Origin of the sequence: Lysobacter antibioticus HS124 (assembly GCF_000336385.2) — a bacterium.
Taxonomy (GTDB): domain Bacteria; phylum Pseudomonadota; class Gammaproteobacteria; order Xanthomonadales; family Xanthomonadaceae; genus Lysobacter; species Lysobacter firmicutimachus.
This window is the reverse complement of the sequence record NZ_HG424442.1, coordinates 5,193-16,703: the sequence shown is the minus strand read 5'-3', so window position 1 is coordinate 16,703 and position 11,511 is coordinate 5,193. Positions and strand designations below refer to the sequence as shown.

The following is an 11,511-nucleotide window of genomic DNA, read 5'->3' as shown; positions in this document are numbered from 1 at the left end:
CAAGGGTAGCGGCGCGTCGGCGGCAGGCGCGTGAACGCGCGCCGCAGGCGGCGACGCCGGCGCGCGCGGGCGAAGGGCTTACTTGCGGATCCACTTCAGCAGCGGCTGCCAGTCGGCCTGGTGGTCGCGGATCTGCTGCGAGTGGTAGTCGAACAGGCTCTTGCCGAGCGCGGTCATGACCACATAGGCCTGGCTGTCGCGGATCTGCCCGACCACCGGGTAGGGCCATTCGCGCAGCAGTTCCACCGCCTGCTGCGAGGCGTTGGTCCAGGGCTTGAGCTTGTTGCCGAGCAGGCCGACCCGGAGCTGGCCGCGGCGCACCCGCGGGTGCTGGGCCAGGGTGTCGAGGAAGGGCACGGTGGCCTCGATGTCGAGCGTCGAGGGCTGCACCGGCACCACCACCGCGTCGGCGATTTCGAGAAAGCCGTCGAGGTCCTCGGCCATCGCCCCGGCCGGCGCGTCGATGACCGTGCGCTGGGCGTCTTCGGGCAGGTGTTTGCGCCAGGCCTTCCTGCGCGTGCCGTCCACCGGCAGGACCGCGCTTTCCAGCACCGAGCGGCGCTGCGCCCAGCGGGTCGAGGAGCCCTGCGGATCGGCGTCGATCAAGGCCGTGCGCAACCCGTCCAAGGCCGCCTGTGCGGCGAGATGGGTCGCGATCGTGGTCTTGCCGACCCCGCCCTTGGAACTGGCCACCAGCACGGTCTTCATGCGAGCTCCCCTCCGGAAGGAACCCGCAGCGTACACCGGGGGCGGGGACGGGTCATCACAGGGGCGGGGTGGGGTGTGACCGGTAACGCCAAGCCGGCGCCGACCTCAGCCGGTGCCGACGCCGGCCCACAACGGCAAGGTCAGCAGGGACAGCAGCAAGCCGTAGCCGACCATCGCCGCGGCCAGGCGCGGGGCCAGGTTGTGGGCAATGGCGAGGGCGCCGGCGGTGACCATCGACGGCATCGCCGATTCCAGCACCACGGTGCGGGCCGCTTCGCCGTGCAGGCCCAGCCAGGGCAGCAGCAGCCAGGCCAGGGCCGGCATCAGCGCCAGTTTCAGCGCCAGGCCGGCGGCCAGCGGTTTGAGTTCTTCGCGCGGCAGGGTCAGTTTCACCGACAGGCCGATCGTCAGCATGGCCAGCGGCAGCAGGGCGTCGGACAGGCGCTGCAGTCCGCCGGCGATCCAGCCCGGCGGCTCGGCGGGCATGACGCCGAAACCGATCAGCAGCGCCCACAGCGGCGGGAAGCGCAGCACCCGCCGCAGCATGTCGCGCGGGCCGGGGCGGGCGTCGCCGCCGTAACGGGCCAGCACCCACAGGCCGAAGGTCGACAGGATCAGGAAGGCGCCGAACTGGTCGTAGACCACCGCATAGGGCAGGGCGTGTTCGCCGATCAGGGCGCGGGTCAGCGGGTAGCCGAGGAAGCTGGTGTTGCCCAGGGCCACGGTCAGCAGCAGCACCGCTTGTTCGTCGCGGCGCAGCTTCAGCAGCCGAGCCAGGGCGCCGACCAGCAGGACGGTCGCGCCGAGCAACAGCCACGGTACCGCGGCGACGCCGAGCAGGGCCGGCTCCAGCTGCAGCCGCGGGGCGTAGCGCAGCACCGCCGCCGGCAGGCAGACGTAGAGCACGACCAGGTTGAGGGTCTGGGCGGCGTTGTCCGGCAGCGCGCGCAGGCGCTGGAACAGGTAGCCCAGGACCAGCATGGCCAGGACCAGGGCGAAGGCGTCGAAGGCCATGGGCGGGAGTCGTCGGTGCGCAACGGTAGGACGATGGTCGCGGTTGCGCGGCGCGGGCTCAAGGCGGCTTTCGGCTCGGGCGCGGTAGGGGGGCGCTCGGACGGAGGGAGCAAAAGCGAATCTCTCCCGGCCTGCTATCGCTCACCGCCGCCGGTTTGGCGTCGATGCGGACGTTGCCGTCGCCCGCTTCGCAAGAAGCGGCGGCGACCGCGCAGCGGGCGCGGGCATTGGCGCTGCCCTGGCTTTCGGCGGCCCCGTCCCGCCGCCGTATCATGTCCGCTCCACGGAAGAACTATCCCGATGAGCGACCTGCAAGACCTGACCGCGCTGATCCGTTCCAACACCGCCCTGATCGTGATCGAGACCCGCGACGAAGCGCGGGTGGTCGAACTGTTCCGCCAGGCGCTGATGAACGTCTGGCGCGCGCTGCATCGCTGGTCGATCACCGAAGGCCTGCGCCGGATCGATCTGGACCGCGAGGACGAGGCCGATGTCGCGCCGGACATCTCCACCACCTTGCAGGCGATCCGCGATGCCGACCAGCGCGGCATCTATCTGCTGTTCGACGCCCACCCTTACCTGGGCTACGCCAGCACCCAGCGCCAGCTGCGCGAGATCGCCCAGCGCCGCGACTGCGAGCCGCACGTGCTGGTGCTGGTCGGGCATCAGGTCGAGTTGCCGGCGGATCTGGACTCGCTGGCGGTGCGCTTCGCGCCGCGCCTGCCCGACGCCAACGCGCTGCTCAAGCTGGTGCGCGAGGAAGCGGCCAACTACATGCGCGAGCACGGCGGGCGCCGGGTCGAGAGCGATGCCGAGGCGGTCGGGCAGATCGTGCGCAATCTGCGCGGCCTGGACCTGGTCGATGCGCGCCGTATCGCCCGCCACCTGATCTTCCGCGACGGTGCGATCGGCGCCGACGACCTGCCGGAGTTGGCCAAGCTCAAGTTCGAACTGCTCAACCGTTCCGGCCATCTGCATTACGAATACGACAGCGCGCGCATGAACGAGGTGGCCGGCGCGCGCCGGCTCAAGCGCTGGGTCGAACAGCGCCGCAGCGTGTTTACCGGCGCCGAACCGCCGCCGGGCCTGGACCCGCCCAAGGGCATGTTGCTGCTGGGCGTGCAGGGCTGCGGCAAATCGATGCTGGCCAAGGCGGTGGCTTCCGGCTTCGGCGTGCCGCTGCTGCGCCTGGATTTCGGCACCCTGTACGACAAGTTCCACGGCGAAACCGAAAAGAACCTGCGCGCGGCGCTGGCCTCGGCCGAGCAACTGGCGCCGGCGGTGCTGTGGATCGACGAAATCGAGAAGGGACTGGCCTCCGGCGGCGGCGATGGCGACGGCGGCGTGTCGCGGCGCGTGCTCGGCTATCTGTTGACCTGGATGGCCGAGCGCAAGTCCAGGCTGTTCCTGGTCGCGACCGCGAACCAGATCGAGGCCTTGCCGCCGGAACTGCTGCGCAAGGGCCGCTTCGACGAGATCTTCTTCGTCGACCTGCCGGTGGCCGAGGTGCGCGAGGCATTGTTCGCGACCCATCTGCGCAAGCGCGCGCTGGAACCGCAGCAGTTCGATCTGCCGGCGCTGGCCGCCGCCAGCGAGGGCTTTTCCGGCGCCGAGATCGAACAGGCCATCGTCGCCGCGCTGTACGCCGCGCATGCGGCCGGCGCGCCGCTGTCGGATTTCGTGCTGCGCGGCGAACTCAAGCAGACCCGGCCGCTGTCGGTGACGATGGCCGAACAGGTCGAGGCCTTGCGCGAATGGGCGCGCGGCCGCACCGTCGCGGCGGATTGAGCGCGCGCCGTTTTCGGGCGGGATGCAGGAGGCAATGCGGCGATCGCGGCGACGACCGCCATGGCCACGATCGTCGCTGCGGCGTTGAAGGGGCGCGGATCGTTGCGGCGCCGAATGCCGCGGCGCGGCGTCAACCGCGCCGCTTGACGTATACCCAGGCGCGTTGCCCGGAGGCCAGTTCGGCTTGGACGCGTTCGTACTCGTCCACTTCGTACGCGTCGGCCTGCGCCAGTTCCGCGGCGCTGATCGCGAACACCGTGCCGTCGACGCGGTCGTGCGGGTCGCCGCTGGCCTCGACGATGGGGTGATAGGCCTCGCCGCTGGTGGCGACGACCTGCGGATCTTCGATCCCGACCATCGTGCGGCGGAAGCCGGTCAACGCGTCGGCGCGGCCCTGCAGCAGGCGGCCGAAGGTGGCCTGCTGCACGGCCGGCAGTTGCAGGGTGCCGTAGGAGAACAGGCGTTGGTCGTATGTGTCGGTCATGTCGGAGTTCGCGGTAAAGGAGCGACGTACCCGCCGAGAAGGCCGCGGATCAATAGCCGGCCGCCTGACCGTCCTTGCGCGACTCGCTGGCGCCGATGTAGCCGCCGTGCGGGTTGACCATGATCGCCTGGTAGCCGCCGTAAGGCCCGTGCGCGAACCGCACGCTGTGGCCGCGGCGCATCAGTTCGCGCACGGTTTCGTACGGGTAGCCGGTCTCCAGGTCGAGCTCGCCGCCGTCGCTCATCGCCGTGGCCTGCCCGGCCGGTTCGGTCGAACCGTCGTGCTGGATCCGCGGCGCGTCGCCGGCTTCCTGCAGGTTCATGCCGAAGTCGATCAGGTTGATCAGGATCTGCGCATGCCCCTGCGGCTGCATCGCCCCGCCCATCACCCCGAACGACAGCCAGGGCTTGCCGTCCTTGGTCACGAACGCGGGAATGATGGTGTGGAACGGGCGCTTGCCCGGCGCGAACGAGTTCGGGTGCCCTTCCTTGAGTACGAACTGCTCGCCGCGGTCCTGGAAGATGAAGCCCAGCCCCGGCGGGGCCATGCCGCTGCCCATGCCGCGGTAGTTGGATTGGATCAGCGAAACCATCATGCCGTCGGCGTCGGCCACGGTCAGGTAGATGGTGTCGCCCTGGTCGAGCTGCGCCGGCGTCGCTGGCTGCGCCTCGCGCAGCGCCTTGTCCATCGAGATCAGCTTGCGGCGTTGCGCGGCGTAGTCCTTGGAGATCAGCTTGGCCACCGGCGAGGATTTCTCGAACGCCGGGTCGGCGTACCAGCGCGCGCGGTCGGCGAAGGCCAGTTTCTTGGCCTCGGCGAACAGGTGCACGTGCTCGACGCTGCCGAAGCCGTGCGCCTTCAGGTCGTAGCCTTCCAGGATGTTGAGGATCTGCAGCGCGGCGATGCCCTGGCCGTTGGGCGGCAGTTCCCAGACGTCGTAGCCGCGGTAATTGCTGCTGACCGGCTCGACCCATTCGCCGCGGTGCTCGGCCAGGTCCTCGTAGCGCAGGAAGCCGTCGTTGGCCTTGAAATAGGCGTCGATGGTACGGGCGATATCGCCCTGGTAGAACGCATCGCGGCCGCCGCGCGCGATCTGTTCCAGAGTGTCGGCCAGATTCGGGTTCTTCCATATCTCGCCGGTGCGCGGGGCGCGCCCGTCGACGGTGAACTGCTCCTTGAAGCCCGGCCACTTCGACAGCCGCGGCACCGAGGCGTTCCAGTAATAGGCGATCACCTCGTGCACCGGGTGGCCTTCGCGGGCATAGCGGATCGCCGGCGCCAGGTTCTCGGCCATCGGCTTGCGGCCGAAGCGCTGGTGCAGGGCGAACCAGGCGTCGACCGTGCCGGGGACGGTGACCGGCAGCGGGCCGTGCGGCGGAATGTCCTTGAGCCCGCGCTTTTCGAACTCGGCCAGGCTCAGCGCCTTGGGCGAGCGGCCGGAGCCGTTGTAGCCGTGCAGCTTTTTGCTCTTGGGGTCCCACACGATCGCGAACAGATCGCCGCCGATGCCGTTGCCGGTCGGTTCCATCAGCCCGAGCGCGGCGTTGGCGGCGATCGCCGCGTCGATCGCGCTGCCGCCGGCCTTCATCACGTCCAGCGCGATTTGGGTGGCCAGCGGGTGCGAGGTCGCGGCGATCGCGTGCGGGGCGTAGACCTCGCTGCGGGTGGCGAACGGCTGGCCGCCGATGCGGTCGGCCGCCGGCGCGGTGCCGGGCAGGGCGAGGGCGCAGGCCAGGGCGAGCGCGGCGCGCAGCGCCGGCCGGCGTCGCGCGATGATCGGTCGGGACATGAAGGTTCTCCGGTGGACGAGCGACGATAGCGCAGTCGGCGCCGGGCCCGCCCGGGCCGAAGGCAAGGGGGCGAAGGGGCTCAAGCCGCCCGGCTCATGCCGGCCGATTCCGCGGCCGGCCCCTCCGTCCCCCAGGGGGCGACCTAGGGTCGACCCTAGCTGGGGAAGGCACCAGCTGTTTGCCGATCTTGTCAGTACATACGCTGCCGTCCAGATAACGGAACAGGGTCGCGCCATGAGCTTTCCCGAATTCTCGAATCCGCTGCTGCGCTTCGCGCAACTGCCCGGGCTGATCGACCAGCTGCTGCACCAGCAGCAACCGCAACAGCCGGCGACGCCGGCCCCGGCGGTCGAGCAGGCGCCGGCGGCGCCGATCGAACTGCCCTACAGCCCGTACGCGCCGGTGCCGAAGGCCGAGACCAAGCCTTTCAGCGAACAGCTCTACGGCCAGCAGCCGCAGAAAGAGATCGACACCGCGCTGGCCGAATTGTCCAGCGATGTCTACGACACCGAAGGCAAGGGCGCCGCGGGCTGGACGCGCCTGAGCCCGGAGCAGGTCAGCGCGCTCAAGACGCCGGACGGCCAGCCGGCGGGCATCGACCCGAACGATCTGGAAGTCGAAAGCTCGGGCTTCCGCGCCGCGATCTACACCAACGGCAACGGCCAGTACGTGGTCGCCTTCGCCGGCACCAACGGCTACAACCCGCTCGGCGACGGCGACATCGCCAACGACGTCGGCCAGGGCCTGGGCTTCAACACCAGCCAGTACAAGCAGGCGGTGGCGCTGGCCAAGGAAGCCGAGGCCGCGTTCGGCGACAACGTGGTCTACACCGGACACTCCCTCGGCGGCGGCCTGGCCTCGACCGCGGCCCTGGCCACCGGCAACACCGCGGTGACCTTCAACGCCGCCGGCCTCAGCAACGACACCCTGCGCGACCTGGGCTTCAGCCCGCACGAGGCGCGCTCGCAGGCCGAAGACGGGCAGATCCGCCGCTACAACGTCGACGGCGATCCGCTGACCGGCGTGCAGCAGAGCGTCGAAGTGCTCAACGGCATGCCCGATGCGGTCGGCTTCGAGCTCAACCTCAAGCATCCGGAAGGCTGGCCCAACGTGCTCAGCGCGCACGGCAGCGCGACCGTGATCGAGGCGATGAAGACCCAGACGCCGACCCCGACCGAAAGCATCGAGGGCGACGAACTCGGCGCGCTCGACGCGATGGCCGAAACCGTGTCCGAAACCGGCATCGACCTGCTCGGCGACGGCATCCAGGAAGTGGTCGACCTCGGCGTCGACGCTTTCAACGTCGGCTACGACTTCGGCGGCGACCTGGACGGCGTGATCAACAACGAATACGCCAACGGCCGCTACATCGACGGCACGCTGAAGCTGGCCGGCGACGTCACCGAAGGTCTGGTCAATCTGACCGGCGACGTCGCCGAAGGCGCGTTCGACCTGACCGGCGACGTGCTGCAGGGCGCCGGCGAACTGAGCGGCGGGCTGATCCGCGACCTCGGCGAATACGTCGGCCTGGAAGGCGCCGGCGACACGGTCGGCGGTTGGCTCGAGGACAGCGGCCAATGGTTGGGCGCGCGCGCCGAGGACCTGGGCGACGTCAGCGAGGCGGTGATCGACGGCGTCGGCACCGTGGCCGAGGCGACCTTCGACGTGGTCGGCGACGTCGCCGAGGGCACGGTCAATGTGGCCAAGGACGTCGGCAGCTTCCTCAACCCCTTCGATTGAGTCGCGCCGCCGTCGCTTGTCGGGCCAAGAGCGGAAGCCCCTCCCCGTACCTGCATTGAAAAAGGGGGAGGGGGCGGTTTCGGCCCCGCTCCGGGGTTACGAGCGCATGCTCTTCCCGGCCCGAGATTCGTTCGGCGGGCTGGGGATCGCGACGGGGGGCCGGACGGCGCGACGAGACTGACTTCGCAGCCGTCGGCGCCGGCCTGCGCTAGCATCGGCCGACCCAGCGAATCCAGGTGATCGCCATGCCCGCGCACTCTCCGATCCTGCGGCGCCTGCCCTCGCGCGTGATGGCCGCCGCCGTCTTGCTTATGCTGTCGGTCTGCACGGCGTGTGCCGGCCCTGGGAGCGGATCGATGCAAGCCAGCGAAGTTTTCCCCGACCTGCGCAACGCCGAGCTGGCCGAGGCGGCCGCCGAAGGCAACGGCGCGCGCGTGCGCGAGCTGGTCGCCGCCGGCGCCGACCCCAATGCCCGCGGCGCCAAGGGAGTGACGCCGCTGCAGTGGGCGCTGTACCACCGCAGCACCGACGGCCTAAAGGCGTTGCTCAGCGCCGGCGCCGACCCTGCGGTCGGCAGCGACGACGGCATGACCGTGGTCCATCTGGCGGCGATGGCCAACGACCCGCGGCTGCTGCGCGCGCTGCTCGACCAAGGCGTGGACCCGAACCTGCCCAACACCGTGACCCGCGCCAGCCCGCTGGCGTCGGCGTTGATGGGCGAGCGCGAGGAAAACTTCGAGGCGCTGCTGGCCGCCGGCGCCAAGCCCGACCTCGCCGACCGCACCGGCAACACGCCGCTGCACGAGGCGGCCAAGGTCAACGAATTCGGTCATGCCCTGACCCTGCTCAAGGCCGGCGCCAGTCCGAACGCGCGCAACGTGCAGGGCGCGAGCTTCCAGCGCTTCATGTTCATGACCCCCAGCAAGCTGCTCAACGCCCGCACCCGCGATCAGCGCGAGGCGGTGGTGGAGTGGCTGCGCGAGCATCGCATCCCGGTCGAGGACGCGCAGGCCAAGTGAGCCTGCGCCGAGCGCGTTTCGGGCAGCGTTCCGGGTAGGGGCGGCGTAGCGCGGGGATTTTTCCGGTCATAAGCCGCGACGGGAGATGCGCAGCCGTCCTGACGGCCGCGTTCTGGTTCGGAACGGTGTTCCCGCCTTTGGGCAGGAGCGGTGTAACCGCTGCCCGCCGCTGCGCCGCGCAGTTGGTCAGCCACCGACGCCGGGGCAATCGGGTGTTCTTTGGGCCGATGGCGATTTTCGGTCGGCGGCGTGGCATTCCGCTGCTTCGGTTGTCGCGGCTTACGCCGCTCCTACCGGCGGGCGTTTGCGGCTTCGTTCGGCGGCGGCGGTGTTGAAGGCTCTGCCTTTTCGTGGTCGCGGCTTGCGCCGCTCCTACCCCGTGTACGCGCAGCGCGTGCCGGTTCCACCTTGCCAGGGGCGCACCGAGGGAGCTTGCTCTCAGCTCTCAGCTCTCGAGGCCCGCCCTCAAACCAGACGCCGCAAGCGTTCCAACGCCGTCTCCAAGTCGCTCAGCAGCGGCAGTACGAGGGCCCAGTCCTGGGCGCGCGCGGCCTGCTCCAGGGCCAGCGCGGCGCGTTCGAGTTCGTGCGCGCCGACCAGTGCGGCGGCGCCTTTGATCCGGTGCGCCTGGCGCTGTACGGCGACGATGTCGCCGTCGCGGTGCGCGCCGTGCAGCACGCTGTGGTCCTGGGCCATCGCAGCGAGAAAGTCGTCGAGCACGTCGCCGGCGTCGCCCTCGCCTTCGGCGAGCAGGTCGCGCAGGACCTCGCGGTCCAACACCTGCGCCTGTTCGGCCGGGTCGCGCTCGTCCGGCGCCGCTTCGGCGGCGTTCGCGGTATGCGGCAACCAGCGTTGCAGGCAGGCGGCCAGTCGCGCGACCGCGACCGGCTTGACCAGGTAATCGTCCATGCCCGCGTCCAGGCAGGCCTCGGCCTCGCCTTTCAGGGCCGAGGCGGTCAGGGCCACGATCGGCGTGCGCGGCCGGCGCTCGCGCGCCTCCTCCGCGCGCACCGCGCGCGCCAGGGCGTAGCCGTCCATGCCCGGCATGTGCACGTCCGACAGCAGCAGCGCGTAGCGGCCGCTGCGCCAGCGCTGCAAGCCGTCCTCGCCGCCGGCCGCCGGCTCGCTGGCGTAGCCGGCCAAGGCCAGTTGCCGCGCGATCACCAGGCGATTGGTCGGATGGTCGTCGATCAGCAGGATCAGGCTGCGCTGGCGCTGCGCTTGCTCGACGTCGGGCACCGTGCGCGCGGCCAGGGCCGCACCGTCGCCGATCGGCGCGGTCGCGGGCGGCAACTCGGCTTCGCGGGCGCGCGCCAAGGGCAGGCGCAACCGCAGGGTGGTGCCGCGACCGGGTTCGCTGTCGAGTTCGATCTCGCCCTCCATCAGCGTCGCCAGTCGGCGGCAGATCGCCAGGCCCAGGCCGGTGCCGCCGTAACGGCGGGTGGTCTCGTTGTCGGCCTGGCTGAAGGGTTCGAACAAATGCTGTTGCTGCTCGGCGCCGATGCCGATGCCGGTGTCGCAGACGCGGAAGCACAGCGCGTCGCGCGGCCGGCCGCCGGCGTCGGGCGCGGCCTCGCCCTCGTAGACCAGCGCCGCCTCGACCGTGCCGCGTTCGGTGAACTTGACCGCGTTGGACAGGAAGTTGCCGAGGATCTGCCGCAACCGCAGCGCATCGGCGCGATGCGCCGGCGGCACCCGCGGGTCGACCTCGCAGTGCAGTTCGATGCCGCGGCTGGCGGCGGCGCCGAGAAAGCCGGCGACGGTGGTCCGCAGCAAGGCCGGCAGCGCGGTCGGTTCCAGCGTCAGCTCCAGCCGGCCGGCCTCGATCTTGGAGAAATCGAGAATGTCGCCGATGATCTGCAGCAGCGACTGCGAGGATTGTTGGATCACTTCCAGCGCGTGCCGCTGCTCCGGGTCCAGGCGCGAATGCGCCAGCACTTCGATCATGCCGGTGACGCCGATCATCGGCGTGCGGATCTCGTGGCTCATCGCCGCCAGGAACGAGGACTTGGCCCGGCTCGCGTCCTGCGCGCGCGCTTCGCTGGCCCGCAGTTCGCGTTCCAGCCGCTTCAGCGCGCTGAGGTCGGCGGCGATCAGCAGCAGGCCGGGACGGTCGTCTTCGTCGGCGGTGGCCGAGACCGCGACCAGCGCCGGCACCCAGGTGCCGTTGCGGTGGCGCAGACGGATCTCGCGCGGCGCGGCGCGCAAGCGGGCGAGTTCGCGCAGCGCAGTCCAGTCGGCCTCCACCGGCCGGCCCAGGCGCATGCCCAGTTCGCTGGCCAGCGCGCGCAGCGCGCGACCTTCGAACACCGAGTGCAGGTAATCGCGGCCGATCGCTTCCTCGGCGCGGATGCCGAGCAGGCGTTCGGCGAAAGGATTGACCAGGCTGAAGCGGCCTTGCTCGTCGACCGCCAGGATCGCGGTCTGCGCCGCTTCCAGCAGCGAGCGCTGGAAGCGTTCGCGCCGCTCCAGCGCGGCGCGGGTGCGCTCGTTGCGGATCAGTTGGCCGGTCAGTTCGGTCTCGAAGCCGAGCACATCGCGGCGCATGTCGATGAAGGCCTGCATGACCCCGCCGAGTTCGCCCGGCGGCAACTCGCCGGGCTCGGCGGTGTAGTCGTGCTCGCGCATGCGCCGCGCCAGCCAGGTCAGCCGGACCACGCCGCGCGAGGCGTTGCGCAGCACCCGCCGGCCGACCAGCGCCGCCAGCAACAGCGTCGCCAGCGACAGGCCGATGCGCAGCAGGCTGACCCGTTCGCTGCGGGCGATGTCGGCGCGGACCACCGCATCGGCCTGGATCAGCTCCAGGTCGGAGATGGCCTGCAGGCGCTGGGTCAGCGGGTCGATCGACGGATACAGGCGGGTGTCGGCGAAGCGCCCCAGCGCGGGCAGGTCGCGCCGGCGCAGGATCGCCTGCAGTTCGGCCGTGGCGGCGTCGGCGTCGTGCCGGGCCTGTTCGGCGGCGCGCAAC

8 protein-coding genes are annotated in these 11,511 nt (G+C 70.7%); 3 read left to right on the top strand and 5 right to left on the bottom strand.

Annotated elements, in window-relative coordinates:
* Positions 1-78: 78 nt before the first annotated feature.
* Together TX83_RS00450 and TX83_RS00445 are read right to left on the bottom strand one after the other, a co-directional pair.
* Complete coding sequence (locus tag TX83_RS00450; protein WP_064745935.1) at positions 79-708, bottom strand: ParA family protein; 630 nt, start codon at positions 706-708, stop codon at positions 79-81.
* Positions 709-813: 105 nt separating this feature from the next.
* The gene (locus TX83_RS00445) at positions 814-1,722 is read right to left on the bottom strand and encodes an AEC family transporter (protein ID WP_064745934.1); all 909 of its coding nucleotides are present in this window, start codon (positions 1,720-1,722) and stop codon (positions 814-816) included.
* 300 nt (positions 1,723-2,022) lie between these two features.
* Between TX83_RS00445 and TX83_RS00440 the strand changes: the two genes are divergently transcribed.
* Complete coding sequence (locus tag TX83_RS00440; RefSeq protein WP_064745933.1) at positions 2,023-3,510, top strand: AAA family ATPase; 1,488 nt, start codon at positions 2,023-2,025, stop codon at positions 3,508-3,510.
* A 130-nt stretch (positions 3,511-3,640) separates the two neighbouring features.
* On the opposite strand, the gene TX83_RS00435 is transcribed toward TX83_RS00440, so the two are convergent.
* Together TX83_RS00435 and ggt are read right to left on the bottom strand one after the other, a co-directional pair.
* Positions 3,641-3,994, bottom strand: coding sequence for a gamma-glutamylcyclotransferase family protein (locus tag TX83_RS00435; protein WP_064745932.1), 354 nt, complete (start codon positions 3,992-3,994; stop codon positions 3,641-3,643).
* 49 nt (positions 3,995-4,043) lie between these two features.
* Entirely contained in the window at positions 4,044-5,783 is a 1,740-nt protein-coding gene (gene ggt / locus TX83_RS00430; protein ID WP_087960643.1) for a gamma-glutamyltransferase, read from the bottom strand.
* A 235-nt stretch (positions 5,784-6,018) separates the two neighbouring features.
* On the opposite strand from ggt, the gene TX83_RS23100 reads away from it, so the two are divergent.
* Both TX83_RS23100 and TX83_RS00420 read left to right on the top strand, forming a co-directional pair.
* Entirely contained in the window at positions 6,019-7,524 is a 1,506-nt protein-coding gene (locus tag TX83_RS23100) for a hypothetical protein (RefSeq protein ID WP_064745931.1), read from the top strand.
* Between the two features lie 356 nt (positions 7,525-7,880).
* A complete protein-coding gene (locus tag TX83_RS00420) occupies positions 7,881-8,543 on the top strand; it encodes an ankyrin repeat domain-containing protein (RefSeq protein WP_064745930.1) in 663 nt (220 codons plus the stop codon).
* A 465-nt stretch (positions 8,544-9,008) separates the two neighbouring features.
* Here the strand turns inward: TX83_RS00420 and TX83_RS00415 are convergent.
* Positions 9,009-11,511, bottom strand: a 2,503-nt coding sequence (locus TX83_RS00415; RefSeq protein ID WP_186442478.1) for an ATP-binding protein, incomplete at its 5' end; no start/stop codon positions are given.

Bases quoted from the DNA above. Each gene is read 5' to 3' on its own strand.
- TX83_RS00450 (WP_064745935.1), bottom strand. From the start codon at position 708: ATGAAGACCGTGCTGGTGGCCAGTTCCAAGGGCGGGGTCGGCAAGACC.
- TX83_RS23100 (WP_064745931.1), top strand. From the start codon at position 6,019: ATGAGCTTTCCCGAATTCTCGAATCCGCTGCTGCGCTTCGCGCAACTG.
- TX83_RS00445 (WP_064745934.1), bottom strand. From the start codon at position 1,722: ATGGCCTTCGACGCCTTCGCCCTGGTCCTGGCCATGCTGGTCCTGGGC.
- TX83_RS00435 (WP_064745932.1), bottom strand. From the start codon at position 3,994: ATGACCGACACATACGACCAACGCCTGTTCTCCTACGGCACCCTGCAA.
- TX83_RS00440 (WP_064745933.1), top strand. From the start codon at position 2,023: ATGAGCGACCTGCAAGACCTGACCGCGCTGATCCGTTCCAACACCGCC.
- TX83_RS00420 (WP_064745930.1), top strand. From the start codon at position 7,881: ATGCAAGCCAGCGAAGTTTTCCCCGACCTGCGCAACGCCGAGCTGGCC.
- ggt (WP_087960643.1), bottom strand. From the start codon at position 5,783: ATGTCCCGACCGATCATCGCGCGACGCCGGCCGGCGCTGCGCGCCGCG.